Source organism: Streptomyces sp. NPDC002309 (assembly GCF_053593375.1).
On the sequence record NZ_JBSFCI010000017.1, the window covers coordinates 126,535 to 151,052 of the forward strand.

General features: G+C 71.7%; 22 protein-coding genes and 2 pseudogenes. 13 read left to right on the forward strand and 11 right to left on the reverse strand.

Going from position 1 to position 24,518, the window contains the following annotated elements; all coding sequences use genetic code 11:
- Window positions 1-141 precede the first annotated feature (141 nt).
- Complete coding sequence (moaA, locus tag ACWCPM_RS16625) at window positions 142-1,131, forward strand: GTP 3',8-cyclase MoaA (RefSeq protein ID WP_450976890.1); 990 nt, start codon at window positions 142-144, stop codon at window positions 1,129-1,131.
- A gap of 49 nt (window positions 1,132-1,180) precedes the next feature.
- On the opposite strand, the gene ACWCPM_RS16630 is transcribed toward moaA, so the two are convergent.
- Both ACWCPM_RS16630 and ACWCPM_RS16635 read right to left on the reverse strand, forming a co-directional pair.
- The gene (locus tag ACWCPM_RS16630) at window positions 1,181-1,396 is read right to left on the reverse strand and encodes a hypothetical protein (RefSeq protein ID WP_450976891.1); all 216 of its coding nucleotides are present in this window, start codon (window positions 1,394-1,396) and stop codon (window positions 1,181-1,183) included.
- 204 nt (window positions 1,397-1,600) lie between these two features.
- Window positions 1,601-1,987, reverse strand: coding sequence for a DUF3099 domain-containing protein (locus ACWCPM_RS16635; protein ID WP_450976892.1), 387 nt, complete (start codon window positions 1,985-1,987; stop codon window positions 1,601-1,603).
- A gap of 244 nt (window positions 1,988-2,231) precedes the next feature.
- Here ACWCPM_RS16635 and ACWCPM_RS16640 point away from each other — a divergent pair, with 244 nt between their 5' ends.
- The gene (locus ACWCPM_RS16640) at window positions 2,232-2,507 is read left to right on the forward strand and encodes a GlsB/YeaQ/YmgE family stress response membrane protein (RefSeq protein ID WP_450976893.1); all 276 of its coding nucleotides are present in this window, start codon (window positions 2,232-2,234) and stop codon (window positions 2,505-2,507) included.
- 67 nt (window positions 2,508-2,574) lie between these two features.
- Here ACWCPM_RS16640 and tyrS read toward each other — a convergent pair whose 3' ends face one another.
- From tyrS to ACWCPM_RS16655, 3 genes are all read right to left on the reverse strand, one after another.
- Entirely contained in the window at window positions 2,575-3,843 is a 1,269-nt protein-coding gene (tyrS, locus tag ACWCPM_RS16645) for a tyrosine--tRNA ligase (protein ID WP_450976894.1), read from the reverse strand.
- Window positions 3,844-3,900: 57 nt separating this feature from the next.
- A complete protein-coding gene (locus ACWCPM_RS16650) occupies window positions 3,901-5,295 on the reverse strand; it encodes a metallopeptidase TldD-related protein (RefSeq protein WP_450976895.1) in 1,395 nt (464 codons plus the stop codon).
- A gap of 82 nt (window positions 5,296-5,377) precedes the next feature.
- Window positions 5,378-6,901, reverse strand: coding sequence for a TldD/PmbA family protein (locus ACWCPM_RS16655; protein WP_450976896.1), 1,524 nt, complete (start codon window positions 6,899-6,901; stop codon window positions 5,378-5,380).
- A 428-nt stretch (window positions 6,902-7,329) separates the two neighbouring features.
- On the opposite strand from ACWCPM_RS16655, the gene fabG reads away from it, so the two are divergent.
- The 3 genes from fabG (at window position 7,330) to ACWCPM_RS16670 (ending at window position 9,354) form a co-directional block, all read left to right on the forward strand.
- On the forward strand, window positions 7,330-8,034 hold the full coding sequence (fabG, locus tag ACWCPM_RS16660) for a 3-oxoacyl-[acyl-carrier-protein] reductase (RefSeq protein WP_450976897.1): 705 nt from the start codon (window positions 7,330-7,332) through the stop codon (window positions 8,032-8,034).
- A gap of 5 nt (window positions 8,035-8,039) precedes the next feature.
- On the forward strand, window positions 8,040-8,807 hold the full coding sequence (gene fabI, locus ACWCPM_RS16665) for an enoyl-ACP reductase FabI (protein WP_450976898.1): 768 nt from the start codon (window positions 8,040-8,042) through the stop codon (window positions 8,805-8,807).
- A gap of 193 nt (window positions 8,808-9,000) precedes the next feature.
- A complete protein-coding gene (locus tag ACWCPM_RS16670) occupies window positions 9,001-9,354 on the forward strand; it encodes a hypothetical protein (RefSeq protein ID WP_450976899.1) in 354 nt (117 codons plus the stop codon).
- Here ACWCPM_RS16670 and ACWCPM_RS16675 read toward each other — a convergent pair.
- Window positions 9,329-10,024 (reverse strand): FadR/GntR family transcriptional regulator, encoded by a 696-nt coding sequence (locus tag ACWCPM_RS16675; RefSeq protein WP_450976900.1) that lies wholly within the window; start codon window positions 10,022-10,024, stop codon window positions 9,329-9,331. The genes ACWCPM_RS16670 and ACWCPM_RS16675 overlap by 26 nt on opposite strands.
- Window positions 10,025-10,094: 70 nt before the next feature.
- On the opposite strand from ACWCPM_RS16675, the gene ACWCPM_RS16680 reads away from it, so the two are divergent.
- From ACWCPM_RS16680 to ACWCPM_RS16695, 4 genes are all read left to right on the forward strand, one after another.
- A complete protein-coding gene (locus ACWCPM_RS16680; protein WP_450976901.1) occupies window positions 10,095-11,456 on the forward strand; it encodes a CynX/NimT family MFS transporter in 1,362 nt (453 codons plus the stop codon).
- 43 nt (window positions 11,457-11,499) lie between these two features.
- Entirely contained in the window at window positions 11,500-11,616 is a 117-nt protein-coding gene (locus ACWCPM_RS16685) for an SGM_5486 family transporter-associated protein (RefSeq protein ID WP_269066719.1), read from the forward strand.
- Between the two features lie 317 nt (window positions 11,617-11,933).
- Complete coding sequence (locus tag ACWCPM_RS16690; RefSeq protein WP_450976902.1) at window positions 11,934-12,140, forward strand: hypothetical protein; 207 nt, start codon at window positions 11,934-11,936, stop codon at window positions 12,138-12,140.
- Between the two features lie 65 nt (window positions 12,141-12,205).
- The gene (locus ACWCPM_RS16695; protein ID WP_450976903.1) at window positions 12,206-12,724 is read left to right on the forward strand and encodes a SixA phosphatase family protein; all 519 of its coding nucleotides are present in this window, start codon (window positions 12,206-12,208) and stop codon (window positions 12,722-12,724) included.
- A gap of 91 nt (window positions 12,725-12,815) precedes the next feature.
- Here ACWCPM_RS16695 and serB read toward each other — a convergent pair whose 3' ends face one another.
- Both serB and ACWCPM_RS16705 read right to left on the reverse strand, forming a co-directional pair.
- Complete coding sequence (gene serB, locus ACWCPM_RS16700) at window positions 12,816-14,024, reverse strand: phosphoserine phosphatase SerB (RefSeq protein WP_450976904.1); 1,209 nt, start codon at window positions 14,022-14,024, stop codon at window positions 12,816-12,818.
- Between the two features lie 140 nt (window positions 14,025-14,164).
- On the reverse strand, window positions 14,165-16,201 hold the full coding sequence (locus ACWCPM_RS16705) for a streptophobe family protein (RefSeq protein WP_450976905.1): 2,037 nt from the start codon (window positions 16,199-16,201) through the stop codon (window positions 14,165-14,167).
- A gap of 200 nt (window positions 16,202-16,401) precedes the next feature.
- Between ACWCPM_RS16705 and ACWCPM_RS16710 the strand changes: the two genes are divergently transcribed.
- The gene (locus tag ACWCPM_RS16710) at window positions 16,402-18,894 is read left to right on the forward strand and encodes an FHA domain-containing protein (protein ID WP_450976906.1); all 2,493 of its coding nucleotides are present in this window, start codon (window positions 16,402-16,404) and stop codon (window positions 18,892-18,894) included.
- 151 nt (window positions 18,895-19,045) lie between these two features.
- Here ACWCPM_RS16710 and ACWCPM_RS16715 read toward each other — a convergent pair whose 3' ends face one another.
- The 3 genes and pseudogenes from ACWCPM_RS16715 to ACWCPM_RS16725 form a co-directional block, all read right to left on the reverse strand.
- The gene (locus ACWCPM_RS16715; RefSeq protein ID WP_450976907.1) at window positions 19,046-19,726 is read right to left on the reverse strand and encodes a transglycosylase SLT domain-containing protein; all 681 of its coding nucleotides are present in this window, start codon (window positions 19,724-19,726) and stop codon (window positions 19,046-19,048) included.
- A 296-nt stretch (window positions 19,727-20,022) separates the two neighbouring features.
- Window positions 20,023-21,136: pseudogene (locus ACWCPM_RS16720) on the reverse strand (S-adenosylmethionine:tRNA ribosyltransferase-isomerase).
- Window positions 21,133-21,817: pseudogene (locus ACWCPM_RS16725) on the reverse strand (SDR family NAD(P)-dependent oxidoreductase). The pseudogenes ACWCPM_RS16720 and ACWCPM_RS16725 overlap by 4 nt, the downstream one beginning before the upstream one ends.
- Before the next feature lie 214 nt (window positions 21,818-22,031).
- Between ACWCPM_RS16725 and ACWCPM_RS16730 the strand changes: the two are divergent.
- From ACWCPM_RS16730 to chpE, 3 genes are all read left to right on the forward strand, one after another.
- Entirely contained in the window at window positions 22,032-23,177 is a 1,146-nt protein-coding gene (locus tag ACWCPM_RS16730; protein WP_450976908.1) for a GAF domain-containing sensor histidine kinase, read from the forward strand.
- Window positions 23,170-23,811, forward strand: coding sequence for a response regulator (locus ACWCPM_RS16735; RefSeq protein ID WP_450976909.1), 642 nt, complete (start codon window positions 23,170-23,172; stop codon window positions 23,809-23,811). Before ACWCPM_RS16730 ends, ACWCPM_RS16735 begins: the two co-directional genes overlap by 8 nt.
- A gap of 170 nt (window positions 23,812-23,981) precedes the next feature.
- Window positions 23,982-24,227 carry a chaplin ChpE gene (gene chpE / locus ACWCPM_RS16740; RefSeq protein ID WP_450976910.1) on the forward strand — a complete coding sequence of 82 codons (246 nt, stop codon included), beginning with the start codon at window positions 23,982-23,984 and terminating at the stop codon, window positions 24,225-24,227.
- Window positions 24,228-24,518 lie beyond the last annotated feature (291 nt).

A 24,518-nucleotide genomic window follows, 5' to 3' on the forward strand; every position in this document is an offset into this window, starting at 1 on the left:
TCCTGCGGGTCCCCACGACGCGGCCGCTTCCCACGTCGTGGGATCAGGGCTTAGTCGTTGTCCGTGAGGTCACGTAGGCTCGCAGGTGTCGGAGAAAGTTGTGTTCCGCTGCGTGTGATCCACCACGAGGGAGGGGCCGACGTGCTCATCGACACCTACGGCCGGGTCGCCACCGACCTGAGGGTCTCGCTGACGGACCGGTGCAATCTGCGGTGCACGTACTGCATGCCGGAAGAGGGCCTGCAGTGGCTGGCCAAACCGGATCTGCTCACGGACGACGAGATCGTGCGGCTCATCCGGATCGCGGTCACCTCCCTCGGTATCGAGGAGGTCCGTTTCACCGGCGGTGAGCCCCTGCTGCGTCCGGGCCTGGTGGGCATCGTGGAGCGCGTCGCGGAACTGGAGCCGCGCCCGCAGATGTCCCTGACCACCAACGGCATCGGCCTCAAGCGCACCGCCGCGGCCCTGAAGGCCGCGGGCCTGGACCGGGTCAATGTCTCGCTGGACACCCTGCGCCCCGACGTGTTCAAGACCCTCACCCGCCGCGACCGCCACCACGACGTCACAGCGGGCCTGGACGCCGCCCGCGAGGTGGGCCTGACACCGGTGAAGGTCAACTCGGTGCTGATGCCCGGGCTCAACGACGACGAGGCCCCCGACCTGCTGGCCTGGGCCGTCGAGCACGACTACGAACTGCGGTTCATCGAGCAGATGCCGCTGGACGCCCAGCACGGCTGGAAGCGCGACGGCATGATCACCGCGGGCGACATCCTGGCCTCCCTGCGCACCCGTTTCGCCCTCACGCCCGAGGGCGGCGAGGCACGCGGCTCGGCCCCCGCGGAGCGCTGGCTGGTCGACGGCGGCCCGCACCGCGTCGGTGTCATCGCCTCGGTCACCCGCCCGTTCTGCGGGGCCTGCGACCGCACCCGCCTCACCGCCGACGGACAGGTCCGCACCTGCCTGTTCGCCCGTGAGGAGACCGACCTGCGCGCCGCCCTGCGCTCGGGCGCCCCGGACGAGGAGATCGCCCGGATCTGGCGCCTGGCGATGTGGGGCAAGAAGGCCGGCGCGGGCCTCGACGACCCCACGTTCGTCCAGCCCGACCGCCCCATGTCCGCCATAGGCGGCTGACGCCCGCAGGACGCACGGCCGGAGCGCGGACGGCCCGAGTGAGGGGGGATCAGGCCCCCTGCTCGTGCCATTCCCCGAGGAGGACGACGTCCTTCAGGAACCCGCGCACCCCGAGGAACTGCGACAGATGCTCCCGGTGCTCCTCGCACGCGAGCCATGTCTTGCGACGCTCCGGCGTATGGATCTTCGGGTTGTTCCACGCCAGCACCCACACGGCGTCGGCGCGGCAGCCCTTGGCGGAACAGATCGGGGTCTCGTCACTCACAGGTTCGTCTCACCACGGCACGGAAAAGGCGACGCCGAGCAGCCACGGGGGGAGCTGCCCGGCGTCGGTCTGTCGCTCCGACGGGGGATGCGGAGCGCCTACGAAGTATGTCACGCGTAACCCGTCGCCGGGCACTGGAACAACATGATTGTCCGGGCTTTTCCGGAGTCCGTACAAGGCATTGATACGGAGGCCTTTCGTCCCTTATTCGGGCCGTGTCCTCGAGGAATCGCCTTGCGCGTCCTCCGCTACGGATTCCGCGAATCGGCCGCCGTCCGCGCGCGGCGGCGCGATCTCGCGCACCGGGGGCTGGGCGACGACGAAGGTCGACGGCAGCGACGGCACATTCTCCCGGCCGGCGTTGGCGATCACCACCGCGACGTAGGGAAGGAGGATGCCCAGCACCAACGCCACGGCGGCGACGTGCCGTTCCACGTTCCACAGGGTCGCCGCGAGGATCACCGAGAGCGTACGGATCGACATCGAGATGACATATCGGCGCTGCCGGCCACGGACGTCGTCCTGGAGCCCCTGACGGGCTCCGGTGATCCGGAAAACCTGGCCTTTGCCGTCACCCTGGCTGTTCCGCATCGCATTCCACCGTCCGCCCGCTTCGGGCCTCTTCCGGCCCGTCCCAGCTCCGCACCCGGCCGAAACCGGGTCCGCACAGCGTCCACGGTACGCCGCCGCCGCGCCGCCCACGAGACCGGGTCCCTCTCCCGCCTGGGCGAACGCCGTCGGACGCGACGCGTACGGAGGCACCCGACATGCGCCGTAGGGGGTACGACCCGACACTGGGCGTAGTGCTCACGTCGAGCCGTACGAGGAGGCAGTCATGGGCTGGTTGTGGGCGATCATCGTGGGATTCGTGCTGGGTCTGATCGCCAAGGCGATCATCCCCGGCAAGCAGCACATGCCTCTTTGGCTGACCACCATCATGGGCATCCTCGGCGCGATCGCGGGCAACGCCATCGCCCAGAGCCTCGGTGTCGCCGAGACACCCGGCATCGACTGGAGCCGCCACATCTTCCAGCTGGTGGCCGCGATCGTCCTCGTCTTCCTGGGCGAGATGGGGTACACGCAGCTCAAGAGCCGCAGACGACGCGCCTGACGCACGGTGGACGGGGCGGCTCCGCGCTTTCGGCGGTGCCGCCCCGTCCACCCGCGCACGCCGGGTCTCAGACGCCCGTGACCTCGACGGCCGCCAGGTTCTTCTTCCCTCGCCGCAGCACCAGCCAGCGCCCGTGCAGCAGCTCCTCCCGGGCCGGAACCGCGTCCTCGGAGTCGACCTTCGTGTTGTTCACGTAGGCGCCGCCCTCCTTGACCGTGCGGCGCGCGGCCGACTTGCTGGGCACCAGGCCGACCTCGGCGAACAGATCCACCACCGACGCGGGCTCCGCGACCCGGATGTGCGGGACCTCGGACAGCGCCGCCGCCAGCGTCCGCTCGTCCAGCCCGGCCAGCTCGCCCTGACCGAACAGCGCCTTGGACGCCGCGATCACGGCTGCCGTCTGGTCGGCGCCGTGCACCAGGGTCGTCAGCTCCTCGGCCAGCGCGCGCTGCGCCGCCCGCGCCTGCGGACGCTCCCGCGTCTGCTCCTCCAGCTCCTCCAGCTCCGCACGGGACCTGAAGGACAGGATGCGCAGGTACGTCGAGACGTCCCGGTCGTCGACGTTCAGCCAGAACTGGTAGAAGGCGTACGGCGTCGTCATCTCCGGGTCGAGCCAGACGGCGCCGCCCTCGGTCTTGCCGAACTTGGTGCCGTCCGCCTTGGTCATCAGCGGCGTCGCCAGCGCGTGCGCGTCGGCGTCCGGCTCCAGCCGGTGGATCAGGTCCAGGCCGGCCGTGAGGTTGCCCCACTGGTCGCTGCCGCCCTGCTGGAGGGTGCAGCCGTACCGGCGGTAGAGCTGGAGGAAGTCCATGCCCTGCAGGAGCTGGTAGCTGAACTCGGTGTAGCTGATGCCCTCCGAGGACTCCAGGCGCCGGGCGACGGAGTCCTTCGTCAGCATCTTGTTGACGCGGAAGTGCTTGCCGATGTCCCGGAGGAACTCGATCGCGGAGAGGTTCTGCGTCCAGTCGAGGTTGTTGACCATCACGGCCGCGTTCTCGCCCTCGAAGGACAGGAACGGCTCGATCTGGCCGCGCAGCCGCTGCACCCACCCGGAGACCGTCTCCGGGTCGTTCAGCGTGCGCTCGGCCGTGGGGCGCGGGTCGCCGATCAGGCCCGTCGCGCCGCCGACCAGCGCCAGCGGCCGGTGACCGGCCTGCTGGAGCCGGCGCACGGTGAGCACCTGCACGAGGTGTCCCACGTGCAGGGACGGCGCGGTCGGGTCGAAGCCGCAATAGAACGTGACGGGACCGTCCGCGAGCGCCTTGCGCAGTGCTTCCTCGTCGGTGGAGAGGGCGAACAGCCCCCGCCACTTGAGCTCGTCGACGATGTCCGTCACGGTTCTCTTGTCTCCTCGGATGATCTTCGGGCAGTCGGGTGACCGCCGCCTACGAGGTTATACGCCCCGGCTGACAGAGCTCATGTTGAAATCCGGGATCCGCAGCGGCGGCATCGCGGCCCTGGTGAACCAGTCGCTCCACTCCCGCGGCAGGGTCTTCTCCGTCCGCCCGGCCTCCACCGCCCGGCCCAGCAGCCCCACCGGTGACTCGTTGAAGCGGAAGTTGTTCACCTCACCGGTCACCTCGCCGTTCTCGACGAGGTAGACGCCGTCCCGGGTCAGGCCGGTCAGCAGCAGGGTGGCCGGGTCGACCTCGCGGATGTACCACAGGCAGGTCAGCAGGAGCCCGCGCTCCGTGTTCGCCACCATCTCCTCCAGGGAGCGGTCCTCGCCGCCGTCGAGGATCAGGTTGTCGATGTGCGGTGCCACCGGCAGCCCGGTCACCGCCGCGCTGTGCCGGCTGGTGAGCAGACGCCGGAGCTCGCCCTCGGCCACCCACTCGGTGGGCGTCAGCGGCAGACCGTTGTCGAACACCGACGAGTCGCCGCCCGAGGAGTGCGCGAGCACGAAGGGGGCGGACTCCACGCCCGGCTCGTTCGGGTCGCTGCGCAGGGTCAGCGGCAGGTCGGTCAGCCGCTCGCCCAGGCGCGTGCCGCCGCCCGGCTTGGAGAACACCGTCCGGCCCTCCGCCGCGTCCCGGCCCGACGCCGACCACATCTGGTAGATCAGCAGGTCCGCGACGGCGGTCGGCGGCAGCAGCGTCTCGTACCGTCCGGCGGGCAGCTCCACGCGCCGCTCGGCCCAGCCGAGGCGTACGGCCAGTTCCGCGTCGAGCGCGGCCGGGTCGACGTCCTTGAAGTCCCGCGTGGAGCGACCGGCCCACGCCGAGCGGGTCCGGTCGGGGGACTTCGCGTTCAGCTCCAGCGTGCCGTTCGGCTGGTCGTGGCGCAGCCGCAGCCCCGTCGACGTGCCCAGATAGCTGGACGTCAGTTCGTGGTTGGCGAAGCCGTACAGCTCGCGGCCGCCCGCACGCGCGCGTGCGAACGCCTCGCCCAGGGCCGGCGCGAACTCGGCGAAGACGGCGGACGACGTCTCGGCAGGCGCGTCCGTGAAGTCGGGCGACCCGGGCACGTCCGACACCAGCGGCTGGGCGTCCTCGGCCGGACCGGCGCCACGTGCGGCGGCTTCCGCGGCCCGCACCAGCGGCTCCAGCTCGGCGACGGTCACCGCGGAACGGGACACGACCCCGGACGCCGTGCCCTGAGCGCCGTCGACGGTGGCGACGACGGTGAGCGTGCGCCCGCGCGTGACGCCGTTCGTGGTGAGCGTGTTGCCCGCCCAGCGCAGGTTCGCGGTCGAGTGCTCGTCGGCGATCACTACACAGCCGTCGGCCCGGGACAGCTCCAGGGCACGCTCGACGATCTCGTGCGGCTTGTTCGTCGGGGCGCTCATCGACCGGCCTCCTGCGTGGTGTTCAGGCTGTGCTTTCCCGGGGGACGACCCCCGGGCCCCCAGCCGCTGCTGTTGCCGGCGCTCATCGACCCGCCTCCTGCGTGGTGTTCAGAATGTTGACGCCCCGGAAGAGGGCGGAGGGGCAGCCGTGCGACACGGCCGCGACCTGGCCCGGCTGGGCCTTTCCGCAGTTGAAGGCGCCGCCCAGGACGTAGGTCTGAGGACCGCCCACGGCCGCCATCGAGCCCCAGAAGTCCGTCGTCGTCGCCTGGTAGGCGACGTCCCGCAGCTGGCCCGCGAGCCGCCCGTTCTCGATCCGGAAGAAGCGCTGGCCCGTGAACTGGAAGTTGTAGCGCTGCATGTCGATCGACCACGACCGGTCGCCGACGACGTAGATGCCCCGCTCCACACCGCCGATGAGGTCCTCGGTCGACATCCCCGCCGGATCCGGCCGCAGCGACACGTTGGCCATCCGCTGCACCGGCACGTGCGCGGGGGAGTCGGCGTAGGCACATCCGTTGGAGCGTTCGAACCCGGTCAGCCGTGCGATCCGGCGGTCGAGCTGGTAGCCGACGAGGGTGCCGTCCTTGACGAGGTCCCAGGACTGCGCCTCGACGCCCTCGTCGTCGTACCCGATGGTGGCCAGGCCGTGCTCGGCGGTGCGGTCGCCGGTGACGTTCATCAGCTCCGAGCCGTACCTCAGCTTGCCGAGCTGGTCGAAGGTGGCGAAGGAGGTGCCGGCGTAGGCGGCCTCGTAGCCGAGCGCGCGGTCCAGTTCGGTGGCGTGCCCGATGGACTCGTGGATGGTCAGCCACAGGTTGGACGGGTCGACGACGAGGTCGTACAGGCCGGCCCGCACGCTCGGCGCGCGCATCTTCTCGGCGAGCAGCCCGGGCAGCTGGTCGAGTTCGGCGTCCCAGTCCCAGCCGGTGCCGCGGAGGTACTCCCAGCCGCGTCCCACGGGCGGCGCGAGGGTGCGCATGGAGTCGAACTCGCCGGTCGACTCGTCGACCGACACCGCCGTCAGCTGCGGATGCAGCCGGACGCGCTGCTGTGTGGTCACGGTCCCGGCCGTGTCGGCGTAGAACTTGTTCTCGTGCACGGTGAGCAGCGAGGCGTCGACGTGGTCGACCCCGTCGGCGGCGAGCAGCCGCCCGCTCCACTCGGCCAGCAGCCCCGACTTCTCCTCGTCGGGCACGGTGAACGGGTCGATCTCGTACGACGAGATCCACGTCCGGTCGGCGTGCACGGGCTCGGCGGCGAGCTCCACCCTCTCGTCCGACCCGGCGGCCTTGATCACCTGCGCGGAGAGCTTCGCCATCGCCACGGCCTGGCCCGCCACCCGGGCGGCGGCGTCCATGGTGAGGTCCACACCGGACGCGAACCCCCACGTCCCGCCGTGCACGACCCGTACCGCGTACCCGAGGTCGGTGGTGTCCGACGACCCGGACGGCTTGCCGTCCCTGAGCCGCCAGGACGCGCTGCGCACCCTCTCCAGCCGGAAGTCGGCATGCGCCGCACCCAGCGCACGCGCGCGTGCGAGAGCGGCGTCGGCGAGGGCGCGTAGCGGAAGCGCCGTGAAGGCTTCGTCGATGGTATGAGGCACCGAGGGTCTCCCTGCTGTCGTCGCCTGTCGGGTCCGATCATGTCGCGACGGGCGGTCCTCGGACCACATTTCCCGGCAGCGTCCGTCCACGACCGCGCGGCGCCGCGACTCCGGGCCGTGCGCCCTGGACGCCCTCCACGTGGCGAGCACTCTCCCGGTGGAGAGCGAGCCGCCGGCGTTCATGACCTACGGCCGCCGGAAGTCCGACGCGGCGGGCAAGGGGGCCTGCCCGTCCACGCTCCCGGAATGACGGACCGACCGGTGCCCGACTGTAGAAACCCGACAGCGAGCCCCGTGCGCCACTGTCGGTGCCCGAATGTCCCGGGGAGCCGCCGGGCCGATAGGTTTTCGGGGAAGCCGCCTGTCATCGCCGCCTGTCAACCGGTGTTCGGGCGGGCGTACCAGACCGCTATCGAAAGGGTGATCCGTTGAGCCGCTCGGTTCTCGTCACCGGAGGCAACCGGGGCATCGGCCTCGCCATCGCCCGCGCTTTCGCCGACGCCGGCGACAAGGTCGCGATCACGTACCGCTCGGGTGAGCCGCCGGCGGGTTTCCTCGCCGTCAAGTGCGACATCACCGACACCGAACAGGTGGAGCAGGCCTACAAGGAGATCGAGGCCGAGCACGGCCCGGTGGAGATCCTGGTCGCCAACGCCGGCGTCACCAAGGACCAGCTCCTCATGCGGATGTCCGAGGAGGACTTCACCTCGGTCATCGACACCAACCTCACCGGTACCTTCCGGGTCGTCAAGCGTGCCAACCGCGGCATGCTCCGCGCGAAGAAGGGCCGTGTCGTCCTGATCTCGTCGGTGGTCGGGCTGCTCGGCTCGGCGGGCCAGGCGAACTACGCCGCCTCCAAGGCCGCGCTGGTCGGCTTCGCGCGGTCCCTCGCGCGCGAGCTGGGCTCGCGCAACATCACCTTCAACGTCGTCGCCCCCGGTTTCGTCGACACCGACATGACCCGGGTGCTCTCCGACGAGCAGCGCGCCGAGTACGTGGCGCAGGTGCCGCTGCGCCGGTACGCGCAGCCGGAGGAGATCGCCGCGGCCGTGCGGTTCCTCGCCTCCGACGACGCCTCGTACATCACTGGAGCCGTCATCCCCGTGGACGGCGGACTGGGAATGGGTCACTGATCACCATGAGCGGAATTCTCGAAGGCAAGCGCGTCCTGATCACCGGTGTGCTGACGGAGTCCTCCATCGCCTTCCACACGGCGAAGCTGGCCCAGGAGCAGGGTGCCGAGATCATCCTGACCGCGTTCCCGCGGCCGACGCTGACCGAGCGCATCGCCAAGAAGCTCCCGAAGCCCACCAAGGTCATCGAGCTCGACGTGACCAACGGCGAGCACCTCGGCCGCCTCGCCGACGTGGTCGGCGAGGAGCTGGGCGGTCTGGACGGCGTCGTGCACTCCATCGGCTTCGCGCCGCAGGACGCCCTCGGCGGCAACTTCCTGAACACGCCGTTCGAGTCCGTGGCCACCGCCATGCACGTCTCGGCGTACTCCCTGAAGTCGCTGACCATGGCCTGCCTGCCGCTGATGCAGAACGGCGGCTCGGTCGTGGGCCTCACGTTCGACGCGCAGTTCGCCTGGCCGCAGTACGACTGGATGGGCCCCGCCAAGGCCGCCCTGGAGGCCACCAGCCGCTACATGGCCCGTGACCTCGGCAAGCAGAACATCCGCTGCAACCTGGTCTCGGCCGGCCCCCTCGGCTCCATGGCCGCCAAGTCCATCCCCGGCTTCGACGAGCTGGCGTCCGTCTGGGACAACCGCTCCCCGCTGGAGTGGGACCTCAAGGACCCGGAGCCGGCCGGCCGTGGTGTCGTCGCGCTGCTGAGCGACTGGTTCCCGAAGACCACGGGCGAGATCGTCCACGTGGACGGCGGTCTGCACGCCATCGGCGCCTGATCGGTCGACCGCCTGGTGATCCGCCGAACATCGCTGATCGTCGCTGGTCAGGGCTCGCATCCGGTCCGGGTGCGGGCCCTCGGCGCATAACCCGTTCGGCCCATCCGGCCGGGCGGGAGCCTCGGGCTGCCGGGCACTCTGGAGGGACCGTTCACCACGCACCCTCCCCAGCCCGGCCGAGGAGGTTTCCCTTGTGCGCCTGTACCGCAGCCTGGCCTCAGTGACCGTCGCGGCGGCCCTCGTCCTGTTCACGCCGTACCACGCGGTGCCGCACGCGCGCGTGGCGGGCGCGGCAGACCGGGAGCCGACGCCGTTCGGGGCCACGTGCCGCACCGGCATCGAGGGCTCCCAGGTGGTCGCCCACTGCCACAACCCCTACGTGGACGTCGACCGGGTCCGTCTGCACATCGAGTGCGACCGATGGTGGGACCTCGACACGGACAGCGCGCCCGTGGACGCCGAGCCCGCGATGACCGTGCGCCTGACCGGCCGCTGCTGGAAGGAAGTCCGCTCGGCCTGGGTCAGCCACCAGAACCGGGGGAGCTGAGCAGGCCCGGGCGGCACTGGAACGGATAGCCCGCCGCCTCCGAGGCCGCCGTCGCGGCGTCGCCCACACGGATGGCGTCCAGCAGCCGGCCGTGGTCCATGTACGTCTCCGGGGTCAGCTCCTCGCCGACGTCCTCGCGCAGCCAGTCCCGCATCACCTCGCCGAGGTCGGCGTACATCGCGGTCATCACGTCGTTGTGCGAGGCGGCCATCACGGCCAGGTGGAACGTGGCGTCCGCCGCGACGAACGCCTCCGCGTCCCCCGACTCCCATGCCTCCTCGCGCCGCCGCAGCAGCGCGTCGAGCTGCTTGAGGTCCTTCTCCGTGCGCCGCTCGGCGGCCAGCTTCGCGGCGGCCGACTCCAGCGTGGACCGCACCTCGGCGATGTCCCGGGGGTCGGCGGCGGCGAACCGGCGGTGCATGACGCCGGCCAGCTCACTGGTCGCGACGACGTAGGTGCCCGAGCCCTGGCGGATGTCCAGCAGGCCGTTGTGCGCCAGCGCCCGGACGGCCTCGCGGACCGTGTTGCGGGCGACCCCGAGCTGTTCCACCAGCTCGGGCTCCGTCGGGATGCGTGAGCCGACCGGCCACTCGCCCGACGTGATCTGGTTGCGCAGTTCGGCGATGACCTGCTCGGACAGCGCCGAACGGCGGGGATGGCTCAGGGGCATGGCACACCTTCGCACGGGAACGACGGTTGCGGACCGCACCGGGATGGACAACCAATCATCCCATGATTCTATGATGGGTCGCATGGCGAGCGAGGAGACCCGGACGCAGGACCACCCCGAGATACGTACTCCCGAGATACGTACTCCCGAGATATGTACTTCGGCGGGTGACGTCCCTGCCGTCGTACCGCCCGGACCACGTGCGTGGGCCATGCGGCTGGTCGTCGTCGCCATCGTGCTGTCCGCCCTGAACCTCCGCCCCGCCATCACCAGCCTCGGCGCGCTCCTCGAGGAGGTCCGCGACGGGCTGGGCATGAGCGGCAGCGTGGCCGGTCTGCTCACCTCCGTGCCGCCGCTCTGCTTCGCCGTCTTCGGTGTCATGGCGCCCAGGCTTGCCCGCCGGTTCGGGCTGGGCGCGGTCGTGTGCGCCGGCATGGCGGCCATCACCGCGGGGCTGCTCCTCCGGCCGTACGCGGGCGGCACGGCCGGGTTCCTCGCCGGCAGCGCGCTCGCCCTGATGGGCATCGCGGTCAGCAACGTCCTGATGCCGGTCATCGTCAAGCGCTGGTTCCCGGAACGGGTCGGCTCCATGACCGGCCTGTACTCGATGGCGCTGGCCCTCGGGACCTCCCTCGCGGCCGCGGTGACCGTGCCGGTGACGGAGGCCCTGGGAGGCGGCTGGCAGACGGGGCTCGCCGTGTGGGCGGCGCTCGCCGCCGCGGCCGTGCTGCCGTGGATTCCGTTCGTACGGAACCGGGAGGGCGAACGGACCGGGGGGACGGCGTCCGCCGCCCGGGCACCCGGACGTGCGACGCACGCGCGCGTGGAGGCCGCCCCGGCCCCCGCCCTGCGGATCACCCGGAGCCGTACCGCCTGGGCGCTCGCGGCCTTCTTCGGACTCCAGGCCACCGCCGCGTACATCACGATGGGCTGGATGGCGCAGATCTTCCGCGACGCGGGTGTCGCCGCCGGGACCGCCGGACTGCTTCTTGCCGTCACGATGGTGATGGGCGTGCCGCTGGCCTTCGTCATCCCGCGCCTCGCCACCCGGATGCCCCAGCAGGGCCCGATCGTACTGGCGCTGGGCGTCTGCGGACTCGCCGGGTACACCGGGCTCTACCTCGCGCCCGCCGAGGGCGCCTGGGCCTGGGCGCTGCTGCTCGGCGTCTCCAACTGCGCCTTCCCGCTGGCCCTCACCATGGTCGGGATGCGGGCCCGTACGGGCGCGGGCGTCGCCCAGCTGTCGGCCTTCGCGCAGAGCACCGGCTATCTGATCTCCATCCCCGGGCCGCTGCTGGTGGGCGTCCTCTATCAGCACAGCGGGGGCTGGGGCGTGCCGCTCGCGCTCATGGCCGCGCTGATGATCCCGCAGATGGCGGTGGGTGTCCTGGCGGGCCGCGACCGCACGGTCGAGGACGAGGCGGCTCGCTGACCCCCGAGGGTCCGGCCCGGCAGCGGGGTGCGAGACTGGCCGCATGCCAGTCCTCGACCCGAATCCCCGTAACGGCCAGAAGAAGATGCTGCTCGTCTTCGGCTCGTTCCTCGCCATCTTCGTGATCATCGCCGTGATCGCGTCGATCGCCTCTCCGTGACGGCGGTCGTCCGACAGTGATGGGGCTCGGCTCTCCGTGACGGCGGTCGTCTCACTGTGACGGCGGTCGACCGACAGTGACGGGCTTGTCTCCGTGTGACGGCGCTCGGCTCTCTGTGACGGCGGTCGACCGACAGCGACGGTCGTCGCATCTCCCCGAAGGGGAGGGATGGGGGTAACCCCCCATCCCCTAGGGGGCAAGGCTCAGGGTCAAGTGGGTGGATCACCGGATGGGTCGGCGGCTCTTCATTCCGTAGCTTGGAAGTGTGGCCGGGGGACCCGTGCCACCTCGCGTCGAGGACGGACCACGGAGGCAGCATGTCGGCCAGCACGCGCACCCGGCCCCGCCCGGCGACCACGGGGCGTGCCGACACCCGGCTGCCCTGGTGGGCGCTGGCCCTGCCGACACTCGCCTTCGTCGCCCTCCTGACGCTGCTCCTGAACCCCTCCGAGGCCCATGCGGCGAGCGGCGAGCCGGCGATCAGCCATCTCCTGGAACGCGCCCATCAGCTCATATCGCGCTGAGCACGCCCCGAGTCGCCCGTCAACTCCTGGCGCCCCATGGCCTGTTTCATGCGAAGCTGGATCTCATGAGCGTCGCTGAACCCCGCAGGATTGTCCTCTTCCGGCATGCGAAAGCCGACTGGCCACAGGTGAACGATCACGAGCGGCCGCTCGCGGAGCGCGGCCGCAAGGACGCCCCTGTCGCCGGACGCAAGCTGGCCGACTCCGGCATCTCCTTCGACCTGGCCCTCTGCTCCACGGCGACCCGGACCCGCGAGACCTGGAAGCTCGCCGTCCACGAGTTCCCGCACCGCCCTAAGACGGTCTACGAGGAGCGCATCTACGACGCCTCGCCCGGCGAGCTGATCGCGGTCCTCAACGAGACCCCCGACGACGCGCAGAACGTCGTCCTGATCGGCCACAACCCCGGCGTCCAGGGACTTGCCGAGGTGCTCTCCGGCGCGGCCGATACCGAGGCGCGCGAGCGAATGAGCCACCGCGGGTTCCCGGCCGCCGCCTTCGCCGTGCTCTCCTTCACGGGCTCCTGGAAGTCGCTGGAGCCGGGCGTGGCCACGCTCGAGGACTACTGGGCCCCGTCCGAGTGACCCACCGGGCACGGCACAGGCCCGGCACCCCCGGTGCCGGGCCTCTCGGACGAGGACGTCGAGGGGGCCAGGCCCTCCCCTGCGGGGGGCCTCAGTCCTCCTCGTGCGCGTCCGCCGCCTCGACCTCCTCGCGGGTGACCCCGAGCAGATAGAGGACCGTGTCCAGGAAAGGCACGTTCACCGCGGTGTGCGCCGCCTCGCGCACCACCGGCTTGGCGTTGAAGGCGACCCCGAGGCCGGCCGAGTTCAGCATGTCGAGGTCGTTGGCGCCGTCCCCGATCGCCACCGTCTGCGACAGCGGCACGCCCGCCTCCGCGGCGAACCGGCGCAGCAGCCGCGCCTTGCCCGCCCGGTCCACGATCTCGCCGGTGACCCGTCCGGTCAGCCTGCCGTCGACGATCTCCAGCGTGTTGGCCTGCGCGAAGTCGAGGCCGAGGCGCTCCTTGAGGTCGTCGGTGACCTGGGTGAAGCCGCCGGAGACGACGCCCACTTGGTAGCCGAGCCGCTTCAGGGTCCGGATCAGCGTGCGCGCGCCCGGCGTCAGCCGCACCTCGCTGCGCACCTTGTCCACGACCGACGCGTCCAGCCCCTTCAGGAGCGCCACGCGCGCGTGCAGCGACTGCTCGAAGTCCAGCTCCCCGCGCATCGCGGCCGCCGTCACCTCGGCGACCTCGGCCTCGCAGCCGGCGTGCGCGGCGAAGAGTTCGATCACCTCGTCCTGGATCAGGGTCGAGTCCACGTCCATCACGACCAGCCGCTGGGCGCGCCGGTGCAGGCCCGCCGCCACCACGGCCACGTCCACGCCGAGCGCCGCCGCCTCGATCGCCAGGGCGGTGCGCAGCGGTGCGGTCTCCACGCCGGACACCGCGAACTCGACCGCCGTCACCGGGTACTTGGCGAGCCGGAAGATGCGGTCGATGTTGCCGCCGGCCTCGGTGATCCGCGCGGCGATCGCTGCCGTGGCCTCGGCGGTCAGGGGATGCCCGAGCACCGTCACCAGGGAGCGTCCGTGGCCGCGCGGCCGGTTGTCGCCGAGGCCGGAGATGATCTCGGCCTGCATCCTCATCGAGTCGGCCCAGCTGTGGACCGTCGACCGCAGCTCGCCCTCCAGGCCCTGGGGCGGCTCGGTCACGAGTGCGCACAGCACGATCCGGCCTCGCGTCACGACCTGCTCGATGTCGACCACGTCGACGGAGAAGGCGGCGAGGGTGTCGAAGAGTCCGGCCGTGATGCCCGGCCTGTCCTTGCCGAAGATCTTGACGAGGAGGGTCGGGACGTCAGAGGTCTGCGAAGCGCTCATGGTGTTCCCACCGTAACCGGCACGGAGTGCCGATCGCCCGCGTGGTCCGCCTGCCGGACACGGAACACTCGATAACCCTGGATGGCGTCCCGGTGGCGCCCGCCTGACGGGCCGCCCACGGCCCGGCCCGACGACCCGCCTCACCGGCCACGCTCGGGCCGCCCCGGCGGGGGCGGACCCGGGGACGGGCGGCCGGGCGGTGGTGGACCGTCCGGCGGAGGGCCGGGTGGCGGGGGGCCGGGTGGCGGGGGGCCGTCCGGCCAGGGCGTTCCCGCCGCACCCCGAGGCGGGCGAGGAGGCGGCGGATCGAACGGCCGGGCCACGGTCGGCGCCCCGGACACGTCCTCCTCGTACGCGTGGACGCCCTCGCCCACCCGGTCGTCGACGGCGCTGTCGCCACCCTTCCCTGACCCCCGGTCGCCGTCGCCCCCCGCCACCGCACCCGGCGGCCGTGCGTCTTCCAGTTCCAGCGGCTCCGGTTCGGGCGGCCGTGCGTCTTCCAGTTCCCGCTGCTCCGGTTCCGGCAACGCTTCCCGTCCCCGCGGCCGTTCCCGTCCTCGCGGCCGCTCCTGTACCCACGGCCCTTCCTGTTCCCGCAGCCCTTCTCGTTCCCGTTCCCGCAACCCCTCCGGAAGCCGCAGATACGGGTTCGTGTCAGGGTTCGGCGGCCGGTACGGCGCACTGACCGCGTACGGTCCCGAGGCCGCCCCGTCCCCCGCTGCCCGCCCTGCCGTGTCACCCAGTGCCAGCGGCGCGGCCCGCCGCCCCGCGGCTCCGCTCGCGTACGCCAGCAGCGCCCCGGCAGCTCCCGCGCCGGCCCCCCACAGCGCCCCGAGCAGCAGCGCCATGCCCGGACTCCCGCGCAACTCCGCTCCCGCCCCGAACGCGTCGAAGCCGAGCACGGACAGCGAGGCGTCCACCGACAGCTCGGTCAGCCACCCCAGCAAGGGCAGCGCCACCGCCGTCACACACCCGAGCCGCAGCGCACACCGCCCGGCGAGACCGGCGACACCCGGGCCCCGTACACCCCCGGCACCTGGCCCCAGCGGTGTCCGCGCGGCCAGCAGGACCCCCGCGAGCAGCATCACGACCGCCGCCGCCACGCCCAGCAGCCACACCCGTCCGTCCAGCTCCGCCAGTCGCGCCAGGGTCACCTGCCGGTCCGAGTCGACGAGCAGGTCGTCCAGCGGATGGGGCAGGAAGCGGGTGAGCGCGCCCGACGCCTCCCCGTGCCACGGGACGAACAAGCCGAGCGGGATGCCCAGCCACACCCCGTTCGGCGCGCCCAGCAGCGCCGCGCCGGCGATCCGCCGCGGACGGTCGTCGCCGATCGCCGCGTACGCCGCCGCCGCGAGCCCCGCCGCGACCGCCAGCAGCGCCACCGTGACCAGCGCGGACACCGCCGGCCGCACGACCCGGTGCACCACGTCCCAGCCGCGCGGCAGGGGAGTGCGGCGGGAGGCCAGCAGCGCGATCAGCAGTACGCCGGCGGCCCAGCACAGCCCGCCGAGCAGGGTCGGCGCCGTGTCGACGCGGAACCCCACCGCGGCCTCCGCGTCGACCAGGTCGCCCACCCGGTCCGGCAGCAGTCCGCCGATGTCCCCGACGTCACCGAGCCCGGGAATCTCCAGGCCCCCGGATCCCGCGCCGCCGGGCAGGTCCTCCAGGCCGAGGGAGCCCCCGTCGATCGTGATGACGTCGTGCCCGGCCCAGGCCAGCCCGCCCATCGTCGCGACGAACAGCGCGACCACCGCACCGGCGCGCGCCAGGAGTTCGGACGGGGCGATCACAACTCCGGCCGCGCGCAGGGACCGTAGGAAGAACCAGGACAGGAGCAGCGCCCCCACCAGGCTCACGCCCAACGGCGTGATCTCGATGGCCGTCGTGGCCTCCGCGCCGCTCAGCCCGAACGCGGACACGTCACCGGAGGGTGTCACCGAACCACCTGCCCCGAGGGCCACCACCGCCGCGGTCATCGGTCCCAGCGAACCGGCCGAGTCCGCCTCCAACAACCGCAGTCCGAGCGCCGCCGTGCCGGCCATACCGATCAGCGCCCAGCTCACGGAGGCGATCGCGGACAGCAGGATGTCGGCCCACGGCAGCCTCGCGCCGTACCCGGCCTTGTCGACACTCACGGCAGACCCCCCGATCCGCGGCACGGCGTCACCGCCGCTCATGCCCCCCTCGCGGGGGATTACCACTCTCCGGGCCGGTTTCCACCCCGTCAACGGCGCACGGTGACACGCGCGTACGCGGTCTTCACAAGGCCCGACTTTCGGTCCGAGGGCCGCTACTGAAATAGTTCCCCCCGATGTTCGACATCCCTAGACTCCCCGCGACGGGGGCAAACTCGGGGGACAACTCAGTGGGGCATGGAGTGCCGGAACTCGTACTGCAAACCAATGGACGGACCTGGACGCTCGACCCGTCCAGGGCTTACACACTCGGACGCGATCCTCAGGGTGACATCGTGTTCGACGACGCCAGGGTCTCCTGGCGGCACGCCACGGTCAGCTTCAACGGGCGTAGTTGGGTCATCGAGGACCACGGCAGCACCAACGGCACGTTCGTGCAGGGCCATCGGGTCCACCAGGTGGACATCGGCCCCGGTTCGGCCGTCAACCTCGGCAACGCGACCGACGGACCGCAGCTGAGCCTGTCCGGCGCCGCCGTCGCGCCGCAGGCCCAGCCGCAGCAACAGCCGTTCGCCGCGCAGGGCGCGAACCCGGGCTGGTCGCAGCAGCAGCCGCCTCAGCAGCAGGCCGGCTGGCAGCAGCCGCAGCAGCAGGCGCCGCAGATTCCGCAGCAGCAGGGCACCGGCGGTGCGGCGGGGGCACCACCGGTCTACGGCGACCGCAGTCCGACCACGTTCCACCAGTTCTCGCTCGGCCGCGTGATGCGCATCGGCCGTGCCCTGGAGAACGACCTGGTCGTCTCCGACCTCCAGGTCTCGCGCAACCACGCCGAGTTCCACTCCACGCCCGACGGTCGCATGGAGATCCGCGACCTCGGCTCGCACAACGGCACGTACGTCAACGGCCAGCCGATCGCCAAGGGCGGCTCCCAACTGCTGGGCCCGACCGACATCGTGGGCGTCGGCCACTCGACGTTCCGCATCGTCGGCGACCGGCTGGAGGAGTTCGTCGACACCGGCGAGGTGTCCTTCTCCGCCCGCCACCTCACCGTCACGGTCGACGGCGGCAAGCAGATCCTGAAGGACGTCTCCTTCGGTGTCCCGGAGAAGTCGCTGATCGCGGTGATCGGCCCCTCCGGCTCCGGCAAGTCGACGCTGCTGAAGGCGCTGACCGGCTACCGGCCCGCCAACCAGGGCGACGTGCTCTACGACAACCGCAACCTCTACAAGCAGTTCGCCGAGCTGCGCCAGCGCATCGGTCTGGTCCCGCAGGACGACATCCTGCACAAGGAGCTGACCGTCAAGAAGGCCCTCAAGTACGCGGCCAAGCTGCGCTTCCCGGCCGACACCACGGCCGCCGAGCGCGAGGCCCGCATCGACGAGGTGCTGCGCGAGCTCAAGCTCGACATCCACAAGGACAAGAAGGTCACCTCCCTGTCCGGCGGCCAGCGCAAGCGCGTGTCCGTCGCCCTGGAGCTGCTGACCAAGCCGTCGCTGATCTTCCTGGACGAGCCGACCTCCGGCCTCGACCCGGGCATGGACCGCGACGTCATGCAGCTGCTGCGCGGCCTCGCCGACGACGGCCGCACGGTCCTCGTGGTCACCCACTCCGTGGCCGAGCTGGCACTGTGCGACAAGCTCCTGGTGATGGCCCCGGGCGGCTCGGTCGCCTACTTCGGCCCGCCCGAGGAGGCGCTGAACTTCTTCGGCTACGACACCTGGGCCGATGTCTTCTCCGCCTTCGAGAACTACCGCGACTACGACTGGGCGGGCCGCTGGAAGGGCTCGCAGCACTACCAGATGTACGCCGCGGACATCGACGCCGTCGCCCCGCAGGCCGTAGCGATGCCGGCCATGCAGGCGATGAAGCCGCCCAAGCCGCAGGGCTGGATGTCGCAGTTCGTCACCCTGGTCCGCCGCTATGTGTCGGTGATCGTCTCCGACAAGGGCTTCCTCGCCCTGATGGTGATCCTGCCGGCCGTCCTCGGCGCGGTCAGCCTGCTCATCGAGCCGGAGAACGGCCTGCTGCCCAACGAGCCCAACCAGACCGGCCGGATCATCCCCAACGGCACGGCCACCACCGTTCTGCTGATCCTCGCGGTCGGTGCCTGCTTCGCCGGTGCCGCCAACTCGGTCCGTGAGCTGATCAAGGAACGGGTGATCTACGAGCGGGAGCGCGCGACCGGCCTGTCCCGGTCGGCGTATCTGATGTCCAAGGTGTTCGTGCTCGGCATGATCACCGTGTTCCAGGGGCTGCTCGTCGGTGTGATCGGCTTCTCCAGCCGGGAGCTGCCGGAGGAGGGCCTGGTCCTGGGCAGCGCGACGATGATCGAGCTCTCCCTGCCGATCATGGCGCTGGGCTTCAGCTCGATGATGTTCGGCCTGATCATCTCGTCGCTGGTCAAGACGTCCGAGAAGACCATGCCGCTGCTGGTCATGTTCGCGATCATCCAGGTCGTCTTCACGGGCTGCCTGTTCGCCCTGAACGGCGCGGTGGGCGTCAACCAGTTCTCGTATCTGATGCCGTCCCGCTGGGCGGTCGCGGCGGCGGGTGCCACCCTGGACTTCAACAAGATCAGTCCGCCGGAGGAGGGCGTCGGCGACGATCCGCTGTGGGAGCACACGGTCGGCGCCTGGACCCTGGACATGCTCGCCCTGATCGCGATCGGCGTGATCTGCGGCTTCTTCGTGGCCCGCTTCCTGCGCCGCCACGAGCCCGAGGTCATGCGCAAGTAGCCGGTCCGTGAGCACGTGGAAGGGCTGACCGGCCCGTGGACACGCCGAAGGGCGGCACCCCGTCAGGAGGGTGCCGCCCTTCGCGTCGTATGGCCGGCGTCGTACGGCGGGCGGGAGGCCCGCGCTTGCCTCTGCACGCGCCGTGCGTCGGTCAGTACGCGCTGTTGACGTTGTCGATCGAGCCGTAACGGTCGGCCGCGTAGTTGGCGGCGGCGGTGATGTTGGCGACCGGGTCGTAGATGTTCCAGGAGGTGCCGGGTACGTGGTACGTCTTGAACGTCGGCGGGATCACCTGGAGCAGGCCCTTGGACGGGATGCCGTTCTTGGCGTTGATGTCCCAGTTGTTGATCGCGTTCGGGTTGCCCGAGGACTCCCGCATGATGTTCTTGTGCAGGCCGTGGTACGAGCCCGGGATGCCCTTGGCCTTCATGATCGACAGGGCCTCGCGGATCCATCCGTCGAGGTTGTTCGCGTAGGCCTTCTTCGGGGTGACGGTCTGGAACGCGACGGTCCGGAGCGCGACGCGCTCCACGGACCGGCTCGCCGCGGCCGTCGCCACGCGCTGACGCTCCGCCTTCTTCGCGGCGGCGGCCTGGACCTTGGCGCCGGTGTCGGAGAACCCGTCGGTGACGCCGATCTTGACGCCCTTCACCGGCTCGGTGCTGTAGGCGACGTTCGCCTGCGTGGCGACGGCGGTGGTGGTGGTCTGCCCGCCCGAGGGCACCGCGGAGAGCGCGAGGGCAGCGGCTCCGAGGGTGGTGACACCGGCGAGGGCGATCTTGTTCGTCTTCGTCAGGGCGCGACTGCGGTCGCGAAGGGTGTTCTTGGGCATGGCAGGTGGACCTCTTCGAATAGCGCGGAGGTCGCTCACTTCGGTGCGGGGCCAGGTGGTTCCCGCGTGAAGGCCGCGGGCAGAACCCACGGCGCTGAGCGATGGCAGCCATTCTTAGCGGCCGCAAAAACCGCTGGCAAAGGTGTGACCTACGATGCCGAGTAGTGGATCAGGCAGGGGCAAATCCGGACAGACCAGAGCGTCCTTCCCGCTCGCTCTGGGTGCATTTATCTCCTATTGCCCTTCGTACGTGACTTGCGCCCTATGCGCGGCCTCACACCGGCGGGGAAACGGTCTCACCGGGAGTTGCTTGAGCAATGCCCACCGTCACGGTCTCTCCGGGAGCAGGAGATGCACGTCCCCGAACTCGTGCCACAGGTAACGACGGCGCAGCGCCTCTTCATACCCGCGCTCGATCGCCCCGCTCCGGCCACCGCCGCCGGCATCAGCAGATGCGAGGCCTCCGGCTCGTGCAGCCCGGTCAGCAGCCCGTCCACCACCCGCACCCCGCGCTCCGGCGTCACCACGAGATCCGTCCACCCCTCGGCCGCCCGGACCACCCCGTCCGGCCCCGCGGCCGACTCCACCGCGCGCACCGCGGTCGTGCCGACCGCCACCACCCGGCCGCCCCCGGCCCGCACGGCGTCGATCAGCCGCGCCGACGACTCCGGCACCGCGAACCGCTCCGGACACGGCGGTTCGTGCGCCTCCGCCGAGGCCACCCCCGTGTGCAGCGTGACCGGCGCGAACTGCACACCCCGGCTCACCGGTCACCTTCCGCTCGGTGAAGGGACGCGCCGCGCTGGGCATCTCCGCGCTGCCCCACCCGCGGGCCGACGGATCGGGCAGCGCGAACACCGTCCGGTACACCGACAACGGCTGGTCCCGGTCCGTGTAGGAGTAGCGGATGGGCCGCCCGTGCTCACGCAGCAGCGCGCACACCTCCGCTCCGGCCGTCCGCGCCCACCACAACCGCTCGCCCCGGGCACTCGACGGCTCCTCCAGCACCAGCCGCGCACCCCGGGCAGCCGCCCCGCGTCCCCACCGGACCGCCCGCACGCGCGCGCGTGGTGCCCCTCCCGTCCGGATCCCGCAGCTCCACGGCCCACCGCCCGTCGTCGCCGAGCGTCGAGAAGTGCACCACCACACGCGCGCGCCCGGTCCACCCGTCCACCGCGGCGGCCGGCGTCGATGAGGTGTTCACGACCAGCAGATCGCCCGCAGCAGCCGCGGAAGCTCCGCGAACGCGTGGTGCGACACCTCCGTGCCCCGAGACACCAGCAGCCGTACGGCATCCCGCTGCCTCCCCGGCCCGCGCTGTTCCGCCGGCACCCGCGCCGACGGCTCCGGCGGCACGTGCCCCCACCGGCGGGCGGGTCCGGCCTGTGCCACCCAGGGCGCCGACGTCATCGCGTCCCCTCCAGCAGCGCCGGCGCCCCGTAGCGGCCGCTCGCCGGCCGTTCCTCCAGCAGCCGCAGGAACGCCGGCACCACCCTCGCCGGCTCCGGACGCGGACCGTCGTCCTCCGGGACGGCCGCCGTGTACAGCTCCGTCGCCATGTCCCCGGGGTCCACCGCCCAGACCCGCAGTCCGGGCTCCTCCACGGCGAGCACCGCCGCGAGCCGGTCCAGCGCCGCCTTCGACGCCCCGTAGCCACCCCATGTCTCATGGGCCTCGGCCGCGGCGTCCGAGCTGACCGTGACGACCGCGGCCTGCCGGGAGACCCGCAGCAGGGGCATCGCCTCCTGGACCAGGCCCAGCACGGCCACCACGTTCACCTCCAGCGCCCGCCGCAGCCCCTCCAGGGGCAGCCGGTCCAGCCGGACCAGCGGCTCGGCGCCCAGCGCGCTCGCGTTGCTCACCACCAGGTCGACGCCGCCCAGTCTCCAGGCCGCCGCGACGAGCCCGGCCCGTGACGTCCCCGGCGAGCGCCTCCACCCGCGTCCCGTACGTCGCGAGCACCGCCGCCGTCTCCTTCAGCGTCCGCTCACCCCTGGCGTCCAGCACGAGATCCCAGCCGCGCGTGGCCAGGGCCTCGGCGAGCGCGCGCCCCAGCCCTTTCGACGCCCCCGTGATGATCGCTACCGGCATGACGTCGTTCCCCTCGTCCTGGACGCCGCTCGATCGGCGTGCCCCCAACGGAGGAACGGGGGGCCGGGCACCGCCTCGGACGCGGGCCGCGGAACGCCGGGGCCCTTCGGCCTGAGCCGCCCGGCCGGGACCTCCGGACTAGGCCCAGCGGCCCAGGCGGCCGCCGCCACCGGTCCGATCCGCGCTGTCACAGCCCGCCGGTAGCGTGGAAGGCATGAGTCAAGGTCCCCGGTCCGGCCTCGCCGCGGTGAGTTCCGCGCTGCTGGCCATGAGCAGGCATCTCGAAGTGCGCGACGTCCTCAAGACGATCGTCGCCTCGGCCCGCGAACTGCTCGACGCGCAGTACGCCGCACTGGGCGTTCCGGACGACCACGGCGGCTTCGCCCAGTTCGTCGTCGACGGAGTGAGCGACGACGAGTGGAAGCGGATCGGCCCGCTGCCCCGCCAGCACGGCGTCCTCGCCGCGATGCTCAGCGACGCGAAGCCGCAGCGCCTGGCCGACGTGCGCACGGACCCCCGCTTCGGAGGCTGGCCCTCCGCCCATCCCGACCTCGCCGACTTCCTCGGCCTGCCCATCCGCGACGGCGACGAGGTGATCGGCGCCCTCTTCCTCGCGAACAAGAACTGCCCCAAACCGGAGGGCACCTGCGGTTTCGACGCCGACGACGAGGAACTGCTGGCCATCCTCGCCCAGCACGCCGCGATCGCCCTCACCAACGCCCGGCTCTACGAACGCAGCCGCGAGCTCACCATCGCCGAGGAGCGCTCCCGGCTGGCGCACGAGCTGCACGACGCCGTCAGCCAGAAGCTGTTCTCCTTGCGCCTGACCGCCCAGGCCGCCGCCGCCCTGGTCGACCGGGACCCGGTCCGCGCCAAGGGCGAACTGCAGCAGGTGGCCGCACTCGCCGCCGAGGCCGCCGACGAGCTGCGCGCCGCCGTCGTGGAACTGCGTCCCGCGGCCCTCGACGAGGACGGTCTCGCGGCCACCCTGCGCACCCAGGTGCAGGTGCTCGACCGGGCCCACACCGCGCGGGTGACGTTCACCGCCCAGGGCGTGCGCGCCCTGCCCGCCGCCCAGGAGGAGGCCCTGCTGCGCGTCGCCCAGGAGGCCCTGCACAACGCGCTGCGGCACTCCGGTGCCGACCGGGTCGGCGTGACGCTGTCCAAGCGCGGCGGCGGAGCGGTCCTGCGCGTCACGGACGACGGCGGCGGCTTCGACCCGCTCGCGATCCGCCGCGCCGGACGCCACCTCGGCCTGGTCTCCATGCGGGACCGCGCGGGCGGCGTCGGCGGCACGCTCACCGTGGAGTCGGCGCCCGGCAAGGGCACCATGATCGAGATGGAGGTCCCCGGTGGCTGACGCAATCAGGGTGCTGCTCGTCGACGACCACCAGGTGGTCCGCCGCGGACTGCGCACGTTCCTCGAGGTACAGGACGACATCGAGGTCGTGGGCGAGGCCGCCGACGGCGCCGAGGGCGTCGCCCGGACCGAGGAACTCAGACCGGACGTCGTCCTGATGGACATCAAGATGCCCGGCATGGACGGCGTCGAGGCGTTGCGCAAACTGCGTGAGCTGGGCAACCCCGCGCGCGTGCTCATCGTCACCAGCTTCACCGAGCAGCGCACGGTCGTCCCGGCCCTGCGCGCCGGCGCCGCCGGATATGTCTACAAGGACGTCGATCCCGAGGCCCTGGCCGGCGCCATCCGCTCGGTGCACGCCGGGCACATCCTGCTCCAGCCCGAGGTGGCGGGTGCCCTGCTGTCCCAGGAGGAGACCGGTCCGGGCCAGGCGCGGGCCGGGGCGCTCACCGACCGGGAGCGCGAGGTGCTCTGCCTGATAGCGGACGGCCGCTCCAACCGCGAGATCGCCCGCGCGCTGGTGCTCTCCGAGAAGACCGTCAAGACCCATGTGTCGAACATCCTGATGAAACTCGATCTCGCGGACCGCACCCAGGCCGCGCTGTGGGCCGTACGCCATGGCGTGACGGGCTGAAACAGGCAGAAAAGCACTCGGTACGGCAATACGGAAGGTCGCCGTCCGGGCTGAGATTCATACCGTCGTGGGAATGTCCCCCGGATGGCGCATCCTCCGCGGGGTGCGGGCGTTCTTCAGTGCGTGCAACGGCGACTGGCCGTGGCAATCGCATCAGAAGGGCTTACGAAGTGAAGAACCTGAAGAAGGCAGCGGCCGTGACGATGGTGGCCGGGGGTCTGGTGGCCGCCGGCGCCGGTATGGCCTCCGCCACCGACGGATCGCTGGCCACCGGCAAGGCCGAGGGCTCGCCGGGCGTCGTCTCGGGCAACCTCGTCCAGGCCCCGGTGCACATCCCGGTGAACGCCGTCGGTAACAGCGTGAACGTCGTCGGCGTGCTGAACCCCGCCTTCGGCAACCTCGGCATCAACCGCTGAGCTTGTGCCGATTCGGCCGTCGGGCCCCGAGGGCGTGGGCAAGCTCCCACCTCATGTCCCCATCCCCTGACGCCGACCGGGCACCGAGGGCTCCGCGAGCCGGCAACAACTCGCGGAGCCCTTCGTCGGCAGCAGCGCGGCGTCCGCGGCGGCCGATACGCGCGCCGGACGTCACATCAGCGTCGCCCGTGCCCGCCCCCGGTCCTCGGCTCAGGTCCAGGCCGCGCGTCCCGGCTCGTTCCGGTGAGCCGGCCCCGGTGCGTAGTGGCGTCGCCTGCCCGGGCGCCGGTG